Origin of the sequence: Micromonospora polyrhachis (assembly GCF_014203835.1) — a bacterium.
GTDB lineage: Bacteria > Actinomycetota > Actinomycetes > Mycobacteriales > Micromonosporaceae > Micromonospora_H > Micromonospora_H polyrhachis.
Window position 1 is genome coordinate 1,886,150 of record NZ_JACHJW010000001.1, and the last position, 16,459, is coordinate 1,902,608.

The 16,459-nt window shown below is 67.1% G+C and carries 14 protein-coding genes; 6 read left to right on the forward strand and 8 right to left on the reverse strand.

Annotated elements, in window-relative coordinates:
• The first annotated feature begins 211 nt into the window (after positions 1-211).
• Positions 212-430 carry a winged helix-turn-helix domain-containing protein gene (locus FHR38_RS07720; RefSeq protein ID WP_184534026.1) on the forward strand — a complete coding sequence of 73 codons (219 nt, stop codon included), beginning with the start codon at positions 212-214 and terminating at the stop codon, positions 428-430.
• A 402-nt stretch (positions 431-832) separates the two neighbouring features.
• Here FHR38_RS07720 and FHR38_RS07725 read toward each other — a convergent pair whose 3' ends face one another.
• Both FHR38_RS07725 and ltrA read right to left on the reverse strand, forming a co-directional pair.
• Positions 833-2,230 (reverse strand): IS1380 family transposase, encoded by a 1,398-nt coding sequence (locus FHR38_RS07725; protein ID WP_184534027.1) that lies wholly within the window; start codon positions 2,228-2,230, stop codon positions 833-835.
• Between the two features lie 273 nt (positions 2,231-2,503).
• Positions 2,504-3,820: a group II intron reverse transcriptase/maturase gene (gene ltrA / locus FHR38_RS07730; RefSeq protein WP_246446378.1), complete on the reverse strand. Its 1,317-nt coding sequence runs from the start codon at positions 3,818-3,820 to the stop codon at positions 2,504-2,506.
• Between the two features lie 782 nt (positions 3,821-4,602).
• Here ltrA and FHR38_RS07735 point away from each other — a divergent pair.
• Positions 4,603-5,535, forward strand: coding sequence for an HNH endonuclease (locus FHR38_RS07735; protein ID WP_184534029.1), 933 nt, complete (start codon positions 4,603-4,605; stop codon positions 5,533-5,535).
• Positions 5,536-5,657: 122 nt separating this feature from the next.
• Here FHR38_RS07735 and FHR38_RS07740 read toward each other — a convergent pair whose 3' ends face one another.
• Positions 5,658-7,259, reverse strand: a complete 1,602-nt coding sequence (locus FHR38_RS07740) for an LLM class flavin-dependent oxidoreductase (protein ID WP_184534030.1) — start codon at positions 7,257-7,259, stop codon at positions 5,658-5,660.
• A 208-nt stretch (positions 7,260-7,467) separates the two neighbouring features.
• Between FHR38_RS07740 and FHR38_RS07745 the strand changes: the two genes are divergently transcribed.
• Positions 7,468-8,637, forward strand: coding sequence for a DUF3103 family protein (locus tag FHR38_RS07745; protein ID WP_312881947.1), 1,170 nt, complete (start codon positions 7,468-7,470; stop codon positions 8,635-8,637).
• A gap of 101 nt (positions 8,638-8,738) precedes the next feature.
• Here the strand turns inward: FHR38_RS07745 and FHR38_RS07750 are convergent, their stop codons facing one another.
• The 3 genes from FHR38_RS07750 to FHR38_RS07760 form a co-directional block, all read right to left on the reverse strand.
• Positions 8,739-9,134 carry a hypothetical protein gene (locus FHR38_RS07750; RefSeq protein ID WP_184534031.1) on the reverse strand — a complete coding sequence of 132 codons (396 nt, stop codon included), beginning with the start codon at positions 9,132-9,134 and terminating at the stop codon, positions 8,739-8,741.
• Positions 9,135-9,387: 253 nt separating this feature from the next.
• Positions 9,388-10,662, reverse strand: a complete 1,275-nt coding sequence (locus FHR38_RS07755) for a calcium:cation antiporter family protein (RefSeq protein WP_312881948.1) — start codon at positions 10,660-10,662, stop codon at positions 9,388-9,390.
• A gap of 159 nt (positions 10,663-10,821) precedes the next feature.
• Positions 10,822-11,112, reverse strand: a complete 291-nt coding sequence (locus tag FHR38_RS07760; protein WP_184534032.1) for an adhesin — start codon at positions 11,110-11,112, stop codon at positions 10,822-10,824.
• Between the two features lie 265 nt (positions 11,113-11,377).
• Between FHR38_RS07760 and FHR38_RS07765 the strand changes: the two genes are divergently transcribed.
• The gene (locus FHR38_RS07765) at positions 11,378-12,109 is read left to right on the forward strand and encodes an SDR family oxidoreductase (RefSeq protein WP_184534033.1); all 732 of its coding nucleotides are present in this window, start codon (positions 11,378-11,380) and stop codon (positions 12,107-12,109) included.
• Between the two features lie 52 nt (positions 12,110-12,161).
• Here FHR38_RS07765 and FHR38_RS07770 read toward each other — a convergent pair whose 3' ends face one another.
• Both FHR38_RS07770 and FHR38_RS07775 read right to left on the reverse strand, forming a co-directional pair.
• Entirely contained in the window at positions 12,162-12,431 is a 270-nt protein-coding gene (locus FHR38_RS07770; RefSeq protein WP_184534034.1) for a hypothetical protein, read from the reverse strand.
• A 182-nt stretch (positions 12,432-12,613) separates the two neighbouring features.
• Positions 12,614-13,087, reverse strand: coding sequence for a MarR family winged helix-turn-helix transcriptional regulator (locus FHR38_RS07775; protein ID WP_184534035.1), 474 nt, complete (start codon positions 13,085-13,087; stop codon positions 12,614-12,616).
• 81 nt (positions 13,088-13,168) lie between these two features.
• Between FHR38_RS07775 and FHR38_RS07780 the strand changes: the two genes are divergently transcribed.
• Both FHR38_RS07780 and FHR38_RS07785 read left to right on the forward strand, forming a co-directional pair.
• Positions 13,169-13,543, forward strand: coding sequence for a cupin domain-containing protein (locus tag FHR38_RS07780; RefSeq protein ID WP_184534036.1), 375 nt, complete (start codon positions 13,169-13,171; stop codon positions 13,541-13,543).
• Between the two features lie 294 nt (positions 13,544-13,837).
• Positions 13,838-16,450 carry a hypothetical protein gene (locus FHR38_RS07785; RefSeq protein ID WP_184534037.1) on the forward strand — a complete coding sequence of 871 codons (2,613 nt, stop codon included), beginning with the start codon at positions 13,838-13,840 and terminating at the stop codon, positions 16,448-16,450.
• Positions 16,451-16,459 lie beyond the last annotated feature (9 nt).

Below are 16,459 nucleotides of genomic sequence, written 5' to 3' on the forward strand. Positions count from 1 at the left end.
GAACTAGGGGGCCGGGACGGGCGACCCGCACATGCCACCCGCCCCGACCGGAGGTGCGAGGACATCGGAGGTTGGAGACCAAGAAGGCCCTCGCGGGTCGAACTTAAGCGAACTACTTCGCTTAAGTCAACACAACTAGTCCGCTGTACCGACAACTTGCAGCCTGAAGTTCGAGCGTGATCTCATGGTCAACGGAGACCAAGGAGTGCCCATGCCTGCAACGAAGTGGGAGAAGCTCGCCGACCACATCCGTGGCCAGATCAAGTCTGGAGAGCTGAAGCCCGGCGACAAGCTGCCATCGACAGCCCAGCTCAAGGCCGAACATGGCGTGTCCGACTCCGTGATTCGCTACGCCATGCACGCCCTTCGGATGGAAGGGCTCGTCGAAAGCGCCCACGGCGTGGGTGTCTTCGTTGCCGAGCCGAATTAGCTCTGACCTGCGCCGTCCAGCATCGCTGGACACGGGGATACCAGGCAACGTATGGCCACCAGTGCTACAAGGCCAGTGGAGACAGCCATCCGGTTTCACCATGATTTAACTCAAGGCAGAGCGTTCCGCCTACAGTCAGCGCAAAAACGTGGCGTTCATGTGCCGAATCAGGGGGCGAGCTGACGGCCAGCTCAGCCGAGCGTCATCCAACACATGCCGAGCACCGCACGTCAACCGATGCCAGGCTGGCGCTAACCTCGGTCTTTCACTTGAGTGTCGACTCATAGTTGGCGCTCGATGAGCGGCGATTCGGGTGTTTAGAGAGGTTCCACCGGTATGCCGAGGGCCCGGCGCTGGGCCGGGTTCCTCCGTTGAGCGTTGGTCGGGCGTGGGGGTGTGGGGTCAGCCGGCGGGTCGGGGCAGTGCGGCGAGCCTGTTGAATGCGCTGGTGAGGGCATCGGTCCAGGGCCAGTTGGCGGCGATGGCCAGGCGGGTCCGGCGGGCGGTGCGGGTGATCCGGCCGGCGACGTGCAGGAGCCGGTAACGCAGTTTCTTGGGTTCGGCGGTGGCGAGGTCGCCGTCCAGGAGCAGGGCTTGGGTCCAGGCGAGCAGGTCGATGCCGGTCAGGGCGAGTTGCAGCCATGCCTGGTTGATCGCGAACACCCGGGACGGGAACCGGCCGAAGCCGGTGTTCTTGCCGGTACGGATACGGTCTTCGACGCGGGCATGCGCCCGGTGCAGGGCCTCCAGGTGCTGGATGCTGCCGTTGCCGGGTGGGGTGTCGGTGGCCACGAGCTGATGCCGCCAGCCCTCGACGGTGTCGAACAGCGACAGTTGGGCGCCAGGGTGCGGGCGTTCCCGGCGGACCACAAAGCGGGTGCCCTCAGGCCAGCCGGCCGCGTCGAACAGGCCGGTGATCTCGCAGACCTGCGCATGTTCACGCAGGTCACCATCGGTGTCGACGGCGGGGATCCAGCCGGTCGCGGCCCGGATCGCCTCACGTACGGGTTCGGTGATCGCGACGCCGACGGAGAACCGAATGTCGAGGTGCTGCTCGCGCAGGCCGCGGATGTGGGCGAGGAAGCCGTGGCTGGAACCGGCGGCGTCACTACGCAGCAAGATGGGGGTGCCGTGCCGGTGGGCGTCGGGGATCTGCGCGAGGGCCTGGTCCAGGACGGTGATGTGGTCGGCGGTGGTGTTGGATCCGGCCCGGCCCTCCCGTAGCAGGCCGGCGAGGGCTTCACCGGTGTTGTCCAGGAAACACAGCAACGGGTGGAACCCGAACGTCTTCTTCCAGGTACGGGTCGCCGATTCCTTCTCGGAATGGGAGATCACGATGGTGGCGTCGATGTCCAGGACCAGACTATCGACCTGCTGGCCGGCCACCATCGGCTGCGGCAGGTCGCCGTGGGTGTCGGCGTGCTGAGCCCAGGCGATCTCACGGGCTCGGGCCCGGGCGGTCCGCAGTTCGGCCAGCATCGTGTCGTCGAGCTGCGACAACAGCCGCCATGCGGTCGGGTCGGACGCGACCGGCCCGAACAGGGCCTGCTGGTTTCGCAGGACTGCCAGGTCAGCGATGGTCTCACCGCCGTCGGCGAGCATCACCGCGAGATCTACCGCGATCCGTCCCGGGTCGTGCCCGCCCTGCCGCTGCCGCAGCCCGGCCAAGGCCTCACCGAACGCGCTGGTCAGCCCGGTAGCGTCGGCCAGATCAGTCAGCAGCCGGGCACCGGCGTGACCGACTACGCCCCGCCCACCACCGGTCACCATGATCTTCGGACGTGTTGCGGTAGCCTTCACTCAGCAAGTGCCTTCCGTGGCGGGTGAACAGGACTCTCGACAAGCCCTATTTTCCCTGATCAGAAGGCACTTCTTCGTTTCCGGTCCACTCCTTGGACAGCCCTTAACGTAGGGTCGGGAGCTGGCGCGGTGGCACGTCGTGGTGGTAGGCCCGGCAGCCTTGAATTCCACCGGTTTCCCTTCTGGCTGTCCCACTGCCGTGGCCGTGACCGTGGTGCTCCGTTTCCAGCTCCCGCCGCTTCGAACCGTGCATGCGGTTCTCCCGCACACGGCTCACCGACGTCGTTCACCGCCGGCATTCGGCTTATCCCGCCGCCAAGGCTTAAATGGCCTTGGTGCGACGACGGTTCCCAGGCCGATCAGGCCCAACTCGTTGCTCGACTGGAAGGACAGCACCTGCCAGCCGAACTTCCGGCTGCGTTGGTGCCGCTTGGCGATCACCAGCGCTAGCCGTATCTTCGCGTAGTACCTGATCTTCTCGAAGTGTCGGGCCGAGTTGCCGTACTTGAAGAACCCGGCCCAGCCGCGCAGGAACACGTTGATGTGTTCCACGATCCACTCCACGGGCAGCCCCAGCCGGGACCGGGCGGTCAACTGCCGAATCCGGTCCCGGGCGTGCTGCATAGCCTTGTTCGCGGGCCAGCGGGCCAGGAAGGTGACCTGTTTACCTCCCGTGCGGGCCCAGGCGCGCACCAACCGGTGGTGAAAGCCGAGGAAGTCGACCCCTTCCCCACCGACCTGAAGGTGCACGATCCTGGTCTTGACCTCCTTCGGCTCCAGGCCGAGTTCAGCCAACAAGTGCCGAAGCCGCTGAAGCGCGGCCTCGGCCTGCGCCCGGGAGGCGCACATCACCAGCAGATCGTCTGCGAACCGGACCAGCACCCCGTGCTCACGCATGTCCCATCCCCGATCGAGTCGGTGCAGGTAGACGTTGCACAGCAACGGCGAGATGACCCCGCCTTGTGGGCTGCCGGTGACCGGTCGCCGGACCTGGCCGTCCTCCATCACCCCAGCGCGCAGCATCGCCCGCAGGAGCTTGAGTACGGCCTGGTCACAGACGCGTTCCTGAACTGCTTGCATCAACTTCTCATGCGGAATCGCCGAAAAGCAGTTGGCGATGTCCGTCTCGACCACCCACCGCCGACCCCGCCAGGACTCGTCCACGAGTACCTGCAGGGCATCGTGCACCGACCGCTTCGGGCGGAACCCGAAGCTACACGGCAGGAACTGGGCTTCGAAGACCGGTTCGAGCACGATCTTCACCGCCGCCTGCACGATGCGGTCACGAACCGCGGGGATCGACAACGGCCTCAACTCGCTGCTACCAGGCTTCGGGATGAACACCCGACGCGCCGGCAACGGCCGATACCGTCCTTCCCTGAGTTCGTCAGCCAACTCGTCCAGCAGCCGGGCAACCCCGTACTGTTCAACCTGGCCCAAAGTGGTCTGGTCGACGCCCGGCGCACCGTTGTTACGGCGCACCGCGACCCACGCCCGCCACAAGACGTCCCTGCGGAAGACCTTGTCTCGCAGCGCATGGAACCGACGCCCGGGATCGGCCTTGGCCGCCCGGTACAGCGCATGCTGCAAAGCTCGAACCGGATCAACGATCGATCCCGAAACGGTGGAACTAGCCTGACCGGCACTCACCGGGCTCCTCCAGACAGCAGGCGCGTCAACGAAGTAGCGGCCCTTCCCATCACCGGCGGTTGTGTTGTCCGTCCGGCTCGATCGGTACTACGGCCGCCTCCGACTCCCTCCCGGCCAGCAATCCCCTTCCCGAGATCATCGGTTATAGGACGCCACGCTCCGGCAACACTCCGCAGGTTGCCGGGCCGGGGAGGGTCTCCCCAGTTCCCGCCGCCACCATCTGAACGTTCCGCGCCCCATACGCCGGGGAGTTCTTCGCGGCTGCAATCCAGGAGCTACACCGCTTCCATGGCCTTCACCCTGAATTCGGGGGCTCGGCACTCCCTCTGCCCCACCCCAACAGGCGAGACCTCTAACGACGCCGCAGGCTTCGCGTCATGCTACGGACCGCTCAGTCGCTCCCCCAATAGGGCTTTCGACGCTGGGCTTCGACCCGACCCGTTTCCAGACCGAGCCGCCAGCCTGCTACCGGGCCTCCTGGCAGCTACCCGGACCGGACTTCCACCGGCAGGCGACGACGAGCTTACGACCCAAGATGAACTACACACTCACCTCCAGGTCAGCTGGGCGCACGAAGGGCCGAGGCTAAGTACAACTGGCGATCACTGCCGCCAACTACGAACCACGCCGAGGCCACCACCCCAGGAGGCCTCCCTTCACGGCGCGCGAAAAAGCTCCGTCCGCCCCTTGAACATTCGCCACCGAAGATGCAAGATCACAACATGAAGGCCTACCTCGGCGTCACTGATGACAAGTGGTTTCGATTTCTTGCCGCCAACACTATGCTGAGGGAGATTAATTTCTGGCGCCCAGCCGGAGGCCGAGAGTTTCGAGTTCTCAAAACAGGCGAGCCCTTCTTCTTCAAAACCCACTACCCACATAATCGAATAGTCGGCGGCGGCTTCTACAGCGGCTTTGCGCAGTTGCGAATTTCTGAGGCGTGGAGCCTATTCAAAGAAGGCAACGGAGTTAGCAGCCTCCACGACATGCGACAAATAGTCAGCCGATATCGCCGAGAACCCATCCGCGCCGACGAAGACCCCGTCATCGGGTGCATCCTTCTGAAAGATCCCGTCTTCTTTCCCGACGGAACACATGCTGCCCCACCCCCAGACTTCAAGGCGAACATCGTTCAGGGCAAGGGGTACGAGATCTCGAAAGATTCCTCCGGGTATTTCGAGGTGCTCCTCAGCCAGATGCTAGGCATAGCCGTAGAAGTTGATCCAAGCGGACCATGGCATCGACCGGGACCCGTATATGGCAATCCCCGCCTGACCTCTCCACGCCTCGGACAGCAGGCGTTCAAGGCCGTGATACTTAGCGCCTACAACAGACGTTGCGCCATCACCGGCGACAAGATCCAGCCCGTCCTACAGGCAGCACATATTCGCCCACTTCCCGCCGGAGGCGAGCACCGCATCGATAACGGAATACTCCTACGATCAGACATCCACACCCTCTACGACCTCGGATATCTGGGAATAGACCTCAAGCATCAACTGCTTGTCAGCCCTCGGCTTCGTAACGAATTCGGAAACGGTGAGCAGTTTTATTCACGCGCAGGAGATCCGATCGGCGTGCCCGAACAACGACAAGACAGGCCACACCGAGAATTCCTAGAATGGCACCTGGACAATGTCTACAAGCCATCTTGATTCAAAGACCGAATGACACTGGCAGGCCGCGATCAGATGACTGAAGGTAACGCTGGACAAACAGACGGCGCATTTTTCGGTCGCCCGACTACACGCCGGCGCGCCTTTCTCGAACGCGTAGGTCAGCGGTAGCCGAGGCGGGCCAGGGGTTCGACCAGTTCTCCTTCCTCGTACGACAGGTGGGACAGCAGAGTGTCGGTGAGCAGATCGATGGCGGCACGCAGATCCGCCATGTTGCCGGGGGCGGTCACCAGGGCGACCAGCGCCTGATCGACCCGTTCGATCACTCCGTGGATGACGTGGTGTTCCTGCTCCAGCCGTTCGATGACCGGCTTGAGTCGGGGGTCGGCACGCCGCAGATGCGGAAACATCGCCTGGTCTTCGATCGTGTGATGGGTGGTGACCACCCGGCAGTACGACTCGCAGTAGGCGCCCAACGTCCAGTTATTCTGACGCATCGTCATCGTGTTCAGGTGTGACCGGGCCGCGCCGACGTCCATCGCCCCGGCCGCCACCTGGTCGGCGATGTCCCGCAACTGGGCGAGCTCGCTGCGCAGGTGGTCGTGCACGTCGACGAGATGCTGACCGGATGCCTGCTCGTGTCGGGTGTACCGCCGGCCCGGCTCCGGGTCCGGCCCCGTCGGGCGGTCGCTCTCGTCCCACGGGCGCTCAGCGCTGAACCGTACGCCGTCGTCCGGGGTCGGGGTCACGGCGAGCCCTTCGGCGGCGCGCCTGACCGGTGCCGGGGCCGGTGCGACGGTGACCGCCTCGGCAGGCGTACCGGGCACTTCCGTGACGGCCTCGGTCGGCGTACCGGATCCGCTCTTGACCGACGAAACCGCCGCGCGCTCGGCGGCGACCAGTTCCCGTACGGCCGGCGCGACCTCGGCGGCGAACCGCCGGATGCTGTCGGCGGACTCGGCCATCAGGATGTAGCCGCTGACCCCCTGGTCGAGGGTGAGTTCGGCGAGCTGTTCGACCCAGACGGCGGGTGCCCCCTGGAGGAACTCGCGCCCGTCCCCGTTGAACGAGCCGACGATGTTGTAGAGCCGGCGTACCGCACTTGGGGATCGACCGGCCTCGGTCGCCGCCTGGTCGATGAGCTGGTTGGCGGCGGTCAGTTGCTCCGGTGGCACGTAGGGCGAGCTGGGCAGCCAGCCGTCGGCGACGCGACCGGTCAGCCGCAGCATGCGGGGCTTGATGGCTCCGAGCCAGATGCCGATGTCGTGCGCCGGGAACGGGCCTGGTTTCGCGCCCTGAAGGGTGTAGTGCTCGCCATCAAGGCGTATTCCGTGGCCGGGGGTCCAGAGCGCCCGGATGACCTCGATCGCCTCGGTGAGGGCGGTGACCGCCTCGCTCGGGCTACGCCGAGGGCCACCCTGGGCGGCGATGGCGTCCCAGAACGATCCGGCCCCGAGGCCCAGCTCGACCCGTCCGCCGCTGAGGATGTCCAGGCTGGCTGCCGACCGGGCGAGCACTGCGGGCGGACGTAGCGGCAGGTTGGCGACGTTGGGCAGCACCGTCACCCGGGTGGTACGGGCCGCGATGACCGACAGCAGCGTCCAGGCGTCCAGGAACTTCGGCTGGTACGGGTGGTCCTGGACGCTGACCAGGTCCAGACCGACCTGCTCGGTGAGTTGCGCCAGCTCGACGACCTGCTGCGCCTGTTCGGCGGTGGGCGTCAGGAAGGTGCCGAACAGCAGGTCGTGACCGTAGTCCGCCATGAGATCTCCTCGCCCCCCAGATTACGTGAGCACATCAACCATATATTACGGAAATGATTTGTCAGCGGAGGGCCTGCTCGGCCACCCGCCGCCGCCGGCTTCCAACTCGAACCAGCCATTGACGATCTCCCAAGTTTCGATATAACACTGTCCCTCAATCGCTCCGAGCGCCGGCACGACCGGCATCACGAGTCACAGAGGAGACCACGTGTATCGATCGCGGACCTTCCGCCGTACCACCCTGTCACTGGGCTTGGCCGCTGCCCTGGCCACAACGGTCGCCACCCCGGCGTACGCCCGACCGGGCCACGGGCAACCGACGACCGCCCCCACCACCGCCGCTGCCCCCACCACCGGCCAGGTCTTCTCGATCACCGACCGGATCGCCCGGGAGGTCGCCGGCACACTGGCCAACCCGAGCGCCCGCCACCGGATCGTGCCAGCGGTGACCCGGGCCCCGCTCGACCTCGCCACCGCGGAACCAGGTACGTCCCTGGCTGCCGCCGTACAGATCGCCAACCGGGAGGTGCTGACCGCCAAGGGGCTGCCCAGCACCGGCAGCTCGCTGCTCCAGCTCCGACTGGCCGACCCGCAGATGCGCGCCGCCCTCGACCGAGGGGCCACGCCGCTCGTCACGGCCGTCCCGAACGACGACACCAGCACCAGCGTGACCGCGTACGAGCCGACCGGCCGGGCCGTCCAACTGGACCCGGTACGGCTGCCCGCGCGGCCGGTCCTCGTGGTGGAGGTGGACACGGCCACGGCCCTTCCGATGGGCCTCGACCTGCTTCGCGACACGTTGACCGCGAACGGCATCGGCAGCGCGGCGGCCAGCGCCGCCACCACCTCGGCTACCGCCAGCGCCACCAGCGCGGGTACGACCGCCACCGGCTACTGGGCCACCAAGGTCACCGCGATCCAGGTCGCTGACGTCAAGGAGCCCTGGATCAAGGGCAACGCGGAGATCTTCAACCTCGTCGGCGGCTTCGGCCTCGACGGCAAGGTCAAGGTCGACGCCGTGCAGATGCCGTACCTCGACAAGGCCAACCAGACGTACTACCCGAACCAGCTGTTGGTCCACTTCAACGGCTACAAGTACAACCTGGCCGACGTGGTGATGATGGAGGACGACGGCGACACCAACTACCAGGCTCTGGTCAAGGCCCTGGTCACCGCCCTGCTGACGATCATCGACGGTGGCGTGTACATCCCGCTGGCGAACGCGATCCTCGACGCCCTTCCGACCTCGTGGTACACCGACGACCCGGACTACGTCGACTCCTGGTACACCCTCTCCAAGACCAGCAGTGGTCGGATCAACGGTGCGGCCGGCAACGGCTGGATGACCGTGGCACCGTACTTCGTCGAGGCCCTGTAAGCACCATCGCCAGCGCCCGGTAAGCACCACCTCCGGGCTCGGTAAGCGCCATCGCCGGCCGGTCAGCGACGTTTCGCGATCCGGCCGGCACCAGTACCCCGCTATTGCAGGTGGGCAGAGCAGAGCAAGATCCCATCTGTGACCTGCTCTTCCGATTTGACCACACCGTCAAAAATGATCTTGCAGGTGATGGTCCCCGGGTCGGTGACCGTCATTGACACCTCAGTCTCCCCGGAGATGTCGATCTCCCTACTCCACGGGCTGGACACCCCCGGCTCCGTTCCCGCGTCGCTGGAGGTCCTCCAGGCGACGAGCGCAATGTCGCCGTTGTCCGAGGTCGCCTCCAGGCGTACCGTGCCACCCCCGTTGCCGACACTGCCGCTGTTCCTCAACACCAGCACCCCAGCCACCCCCACACCGCCGCACAACACCAGTAGCACGACGGCGGTGATCGCCCCAATGAGCAGCCCCTTGCCGCCCGATTTGGGCTTACCCACCGGAGGCATACCAACCGGTCCGGATGCCGGATAGCCATGTTGCGGCTGGCCGGGATACCCGGCTACCGGCTGAGCCGGATAACTCGGCTGGCCCTGCCGCCACGGCTCCCGGGGTCTCGAGGTTCCGTCAGATGGCTGCATCCGACCATAATGGACATACTCTGCGCCCAGCGAAATCCGCCAAATAGGTCGACCGAATCAGCCCTACTCATTCCCGCCCGCCCCTGCCTCAGGTGTTAGGAAGGGCCCCTTCTTATCGCATTCTGCCTTGGAAGGGGCCCTTCCTAACACCGAAGCGGGCTACGGCGAGCAGCTCGGGCAGATGGTGTCGACGGCGGATCAGCAGCCCGACGGCCAGTACGACGTACACGGCGGCGATGAGATAACGAATGGCCGGCGTCGGGAACGCGAACTGGACCGCGAACAGGACGAACAACAGCGCCGCCTCCAGCCGGGTGATCCGCAGGTCGACCAGGACCGCGACCCCGAGCGCGGTCTGCGCGACGGTGAGCACGAGTTCCTCGACCTGCCGGGCGTCCAGGGGCAACCCGGCAAGCTCACCGCCGCCGAGCAGGAAGGCGATCGGCAGGCAGGCGATCAGCAGGGTCCACTGGTTGAGTTTGGCGGCCAGCAGGGCCCCCAGGCCGTCGTCGGCGCGTCCCCGCAGCGCGAAGGCGACCGCGACGATCACCTCCGGGGCCTCGGAGGCCACCGGGGCCAGCCACTGGACCAGTAGGAACTCGTCGATACCGAGGGAGACGCCGCCGGCGATGAGGGACTCGCCGAACGGCTCGGCCGCGGCGAGGATGACCACCGCCGCCGCGACGAACAGCAGCCCGGCGGTAATCCGCCGTCGGACGTCCGGCTGGTGGGCCAGGGTCGCCGCCACCCCGACCAGGTTCTCCTCGGCATGTTCGACCCGGCGGATCCGCCAGAGATAGAGCACGAAGAGCCCACCCAGGACCACCGTGTCGTACCAGGCCAGCCGCCGGGTCAGCGGGATGACCAGCGCGTACGCGGTGGCCACGGCGAGGAAGAAGATCTCGATGCGCCGGTGGGGCCGAAGTCGTACGGCGTTGCGGTCACCTTGCCGCCCGCGCCGCCGTACCGCCCAGATGGCGAAGACGACCAGCAGCGGCCAGGCCACCCCGATGAGCAGTCGGTTTGCCCCGGTCATGTTCGCCGTGGCGAAGGCGGCGTAGTGCGGATGGGAGCCGGCACGGTAGGCGAAGTAGATGTCGATCGCGTATTCGGGCAGCACCGCCACCAGCGCGAGCAGCGCCAGCGCGACGGTGCCCGGCACATCTACCCGGACCACCTCGGCGGCCCACATGAGCAGCGCCACCGAGGCGAGGACCGCCGCACCGAAGACGACCATGCCGGCCACCGAGGGCAACTCCAGGCCCGCTGACCGTACGACGACAGCGGGCAGCGCAACCACCACCGCTGCCCCGACCCGTACCAGTGCGGTCGGGACGGAAAGCGTGACGTCGAGTCCCACCCGCACAGCCGCCACCACCCCTGTCACCGCCGAGCCTGCCCGACAAGGCCGGCGGTGGCGGCGGAACGGGGAATTAGCCCGGTAGCGGACCGACAATGGCGCGACGACGGCTGGTGGCCGTACGACGGCGGGTGGTGTCCGTACGCTGGCGGCTGGCCGCCCGGTCCAGGGCGGCCAGCCGGCCGATCACACCGGGCGTGGGTTCTCCGCGAAGCCGAACTGCACGGTGCCCTCGGCATCGACGGCGGCATCGAGTGCCTTGTCATCGAGCAACTGGGCAGCGTCGGCGTCCAGGAAGATGCGCGCTCCGGACTCGTCGACCACCTGGTCGCCCTGGACCGGCTGCTCGGCGAGCGCCAGTGTCAGCGACCCGGCCGCCAGATCGGTGGCGATCCGCAGTCCGGCACCTTCCGGCGCTGCCTGCTGGGCGGTCAGATCTCGGATCACGAGCACGGCGTTCTCGGTCAAGGTAAGCATGGAACTCCTCGTGGATTCTCGTAGCGGTCACCCGGCACAGGCTGATCAGACCCGATTGCGAGCACCACGCGGGAGGTTTCAGAAGTACGGCTGGGTTCTGTCGGAATGATGGGCAGGTCAACGGCCGTCCTGCCCTACGTTGCCCGCTCTTGCCCGGTTCGTCAAATCGATCCGGCTCAGCCGTACCCATGCTTGCCCCCTTGCTCACCGGCACCTTCGGTGATGAGATCGATACGTTCCAGTAGCAACGGGGAACGGGGGCACCATGGGACAGCTCGATGGGAAGGGCGCGATCGTCACCGGGGGTTCGCGCGGCATCGGTCGGGCGATCGTGTCCCGACTGGTGGCGGATGGTGCCACCGTCGTGTTCACGTACCAGCAGGACGAGACCGCGGCGAAGCAGGTGGCCGAGGAGTCGGACGGACGTGCCATCCCGATACGGGCCGACCTCGGGGTGGTCTCCGATGTCGTCTCTCTGTTCGAGGCGGCCGATGCACACCTCGACGGGCTGGACATCCTGGTCAACAACGCGGGCACGGCGGTGCCCGCGTTGATCGTCGACGTGACCGAGGCGGACTACGACCGGATCATGGCGGTCAACTCCAAGGGCGTCTTCCTCGCCATCCAGCAGGCCGGTCGACGAATGCGTGACGGCGGCCGGATCGTCAGCATCTCCAGCAGCAACACCGTGCTGGCCGGTCCCGGGGTCGCCGTGTACGCGGCCAGCAAGGCGGCGGTGGAGCAGTTCACCCGGGTGGCCGCCCGTGAGTTCGGCGGCCGGGGCATCACGGTCAACTCGGTCTCTCCCGGGGCCACCGACACCGATCTGCTCCGCGGCACCAACAGTGCGGAAGGGCTGCGAATGGCGGAGGAGATGACCCCGCTGGGGCGGCTCGGTCAGCCCGCCGACGTCGCTGACGTGGTCGCGTTCCTCCTGGGGCCGGACGGCCGCTGGATGACCGGTCAGAACCTGGTCGCGGCGGGCGGCCTGATCTGAGGGTCGGAACCTCGTCGCCGGCGGCCTGATCTGGCCACCGGTCGCCCTGCGCTCAGCCCGCCACCTGCCGGGCATCGGACGGCGCGGCGCAGGGGCCAGGGTGCTCGTGGCGGAGGGTGCAGCAACCTTGGCCGGGCAGCGCGCTGCCACAGAAGACCTGATGACGGACCATCAGTCGGTCTTTCTCCGACAGCGTTGCGGCATTGAAGTCGATAACTGCCACGTGTGACAACGCTTCTCGGAGGCGTTCGGTCAGAGCGGTCGCCTCATCGAGCGAGGTCAGCTTCGTGGGCAGATGCAGGACCCACCGGGGAGTGGTCATGCCGGACCTCCATGCGCGTAGACCAGCCGTCCGCGGAGCGACCGGCATATCGACTGACGGAAAGCTACCGGACCATCGACAGAGGGCGACGGACACGCTGTACTCGCGGCGAGTCGCCCCATTTCCCCCACAAGTCCCAAGTAGACTGTTGCGCCCAGACTGACCACCCACCTGCGGAGCGCTCACCACACCGGCCGTAGCGGTGGGATTCGCTCGCCAGCGAGTTCCCGGACCAGTCGAGCCAACTCCACCCGGAGGCCGGCGAGGTTCGCGTCGCCGAGCTGAGCAGCCAGTTCGGCTTCGAGCCCGTGCAACACCTGCCCGGCGACGGCCAGGTGGTCGAGCGCCCGCTCGGTGAGCACCACCAGTCGACGCCGACCGCCGTCCGGGTGCGGCTGTCGGCGTACGTATCCGCGCTTCTCCAGATCGTCGACGATCTGCCCGGCGGCCTGTTTCGTGACCCCCAGCCGATCGGCCAACTCGGTGCTGGTGATGCCCGACCCGCGTAACGCCTGGAACGCCAACCCATGCACCGGCCGCAGGTCGGAATAGCCCACCTCGGCCACCCGACGGTTGAACTCGCCGAGGACGAGCTGGAAGCCGAGCCCGAGCAGGAAGGTGAGCTCGGTCCGCTCAAGCGGATCACCACTGGACATGCCTCATCTTGACACACGCGAGTCAAGCAGCTTTACTCATCACTTCCGAAGCAAGTAAAGCCACTTGACTCAGGAGTAGTCATGATCGTGATCAGCGAGACCGAAGACCGGACGACGACGACCCCGGGCGGCGTGATGACCGCCCTCGCCGGCCCCAGCCAGGGCAGCACCGAGTTGAGCACCTGGCGGGTACGGATGGCCCCCGACGGGCACGGGCCGGTGCACACGATCGACCGGGAACAGGTGTGGATGTTGCTCACCGGCTCGGTCTCGATCACTGTCGACGGGACGGCCCGGACGGTGTCCAGCGGTCAGGCAGCCGTCCTGCCCGCTGGCGTCGTACGCCAGATCACCGTCGACGAGGGACCGGTCGAGGCCCTGGTCTGCATGCCCATCGGTGGGCAGGCCTTCGTGCCGGGAAACGACGAGCCTCGGCAACTGCCCTGGGCCCAGTAACCCCCGGTCTGGGTTAGGAAGGGTCCCTTCCTAACACCCGTGGGGTCGGTGGTGCTGTTGTAAAACAGCGAGACGGATGGTTTCTCCCGTCTTGCCACGTTTGCCGGGAGCGCTCCCTAGCCTGATGGTAAGAGGTCAACACGCACCGACAGGGCGGAGCGGAATCGATCGGCGGCCGAGATGGCAGACCGGACCAGGAGCGCGTCGAAGAACAACCAGCGATCCCGGCAGTGGGACGAGCGAACGCCCCACCGGCTCAGGAGAGACTCGCGTGCCGCTCCGGCCCCGCTGCCGATGCCGAGAATCTGGCTCTGGCGGCTGATGGTCCTGGCCACCACGTCGGCGGTGCTCGCCGCGCTGTATCGGGCAGGCGACGCGACCGGAGTCTGGTGGCACGGCACGCCGGTCGTGTCGATCCTCGACGGTCTCGCCGCGCTGTTCGTCCGAGGCGGCGTCGACCTGTGGAAACGGTTCGGCTTCGTGGTACTCGCCATCGTCTGCTTCCTGGCCTGGCGACACTGGCAGATGGCCCGACTCGCCTACCTGCCCGGCCCGGTGGACGTACACGCCTTCACCAACGCCACCCCGGACGAGAAGGCACCGGTCGACGATGTGAAGAGCCAGTTGTGCCGGCACCTGTCCGAGACCCACATCTACCCGCCGTACGCCGGACCGGCCGACCCGCCGCCAAAGGGCTTCCTCGACGTCGCGGAGAAGATGGACGTCACGTCGACCAACGCGATCCTGCTGGCCCTCCAGACGCTGCCCCGGATGTGGCCCCGAACCGGTTACCTGGTCACCGGCGCGCTTCAGATCCGCCGCCAGGAACCGAGGTACGGCATCTCGGCCACGGTCACCTCGTTCCTCGGCGGCGGGCGCAGCGCCATGACGACCCAGTGGGGACGCGACTGGGACGAGGCGGCCAGCAAGACGGCGTACTGGGTCCTCGCGACAGTGCTGCCGGTGACCCGGCTCGCCAAGATTGCCCCGTGGCGCAAGTGGCGGGGACGGGAGCTGCCGGCGGACCTCTTCGAGGCGTACAACGAGGGCAAGAAGGCACAGGACCGGCGGCAGCTCGATGCCGCGCTGTGGAGCTATGCCCGGGCTCTGCGTAGCGACCCGTTCAACGCCGACCTACGGCTGATGGTGGCCAGCGTCCAGGAGGATCTTGGCCTCTTCCTCGACGCCCTGGACACGTACCAGGGGGCGCTGGCGATCGGCGAACTGACCGGGCGCTACTCCGACCACCTGTGGAGCACCCGGCGCCGCCGACTGCGCCACCCCTGGCGCTACCTGCTCGGCTTCCTCAGCTACGTGGTCCGGCGCCGCGAGTCCATCCAGCTCCGCTACCAGTACGCCTGCACGCTCGCCTACTCGGAGCGCACCATCGAGCACTGGTTCGCGCAAGACGCGGTCGGGGAACGGGCGAAGGTCCATCGGCAGATGCGGGAGCGACTACAGGAGGCCTTCGTCGACCGGTACTGGCCGGTGGCGGCATCGTTCGTCAGGCGGACCGCCGAACGGATCGACGAGCGGAGCGACGAGCCGGCGGACGAGCACGCCGCCAAGGAGTGGCTCCGGCAGGTGCTGGCGGAGTCACCGGAGGCGGCCCGGGTCGTCCTCCAGGTCGCCGCCGCACAGGAGATGTACCGACTGCACGAAGATGTCCTGCTCGCCCGGCTGGTGCCTGGTACGCGCTCCGCCGCCACCCGTACGGTGCTCCGCCTCGCCCGGGACGTCTGGGCCCCACTGCGCCTGTCGAAGGCGTTGTACGAGTGGCGGCACCAGGGCTGGCGACCGGCCCGGTTGGACGGGGCCGGGGTCCCCGCCCCGGTCTTCGGCCAGGGCGGCTCATTACGGCCCTGGTGGCGTCGGACCGCCCGCCGTCGGGCCCAGGCGATCACGGTCAGCTGGCCGCCCTCCGTGGAACTCCTGGACCGGGCGATCCGGCGCGCACAGCGACGCTGGCTGCACTGGCCGCACCTGAGCTCCTACGACTACTACAACGCGGCGTGCACCTACGGGTTCGCCCTGTACGGCTACGTGTCGAATCAGCCCCTGAGGCCATCGGACTGCGATTCGATCGAACAGCTCTCCTGCAAGGCGGTGGAGCAGCTACGCGCCTCCCTGGCCTGTACGGAGAGCGGAGTCGCCGCCCGGCTGCGTGCCTGGATCGTCAGCAGCGATCCGGACCTGGCCCCCCTGCGACACCAACCAGAGTTCTGGCACTTCGAGCGGGACGAGTACCCCAGTCTGAAACTCTTCTTCCCCCGCCCCGACAAGGTGATCAACCTCCGGATGTCGGCGTACGTGAAGGAACTCCTCTGCGAGGGTGCGGGCCTGCTGGAACAGACCTGGCACCGACGCAGCCGGCAGTCCGAGGGGACGGACATCCACCAGGTCATCGACTGGCTCGGGGTGGACATCCGGACCTGGGAGGTGCTGGAACGCATCGCCCGGGACCGGGCCCGCTACTGGCGGGACCGGGCTGACTTCATCCAGTTGGTCCGGGAGGCCGTCGATCCGGCCAAACTAGCCGAGGCGGCCTTCCCACCGGCGGTGCCCGGCTTCGACGATGTGGTCATGGCCGGGTCCGAGGAGTTCGACGGTGACGACCTCCGGTCCCCCGTGCCGATCGAGGAACTCGTGCAACACCGGATGGACAGCGTCGACCGGACGATCCTGTCGGTGGAGATCGAGTTCGCGAAGCGGGGATGCGAAGCCAGCCGCCGGCACCGCACCGAGTTGTGCAATCGGGACCTGCGAGGCGGACAGTTGCTGGCGGGGCAGGCCCGCGAGATCTGCAACCGGCATGCGGCCCGGTGGCGGCGGGTCGCCGAACACATGGCCGAGGCCGGGCTGACGGTGTCGGCCAGCGAGCCGGTCGACATCCAGCAGCGCCCGTGACCGCTCGAC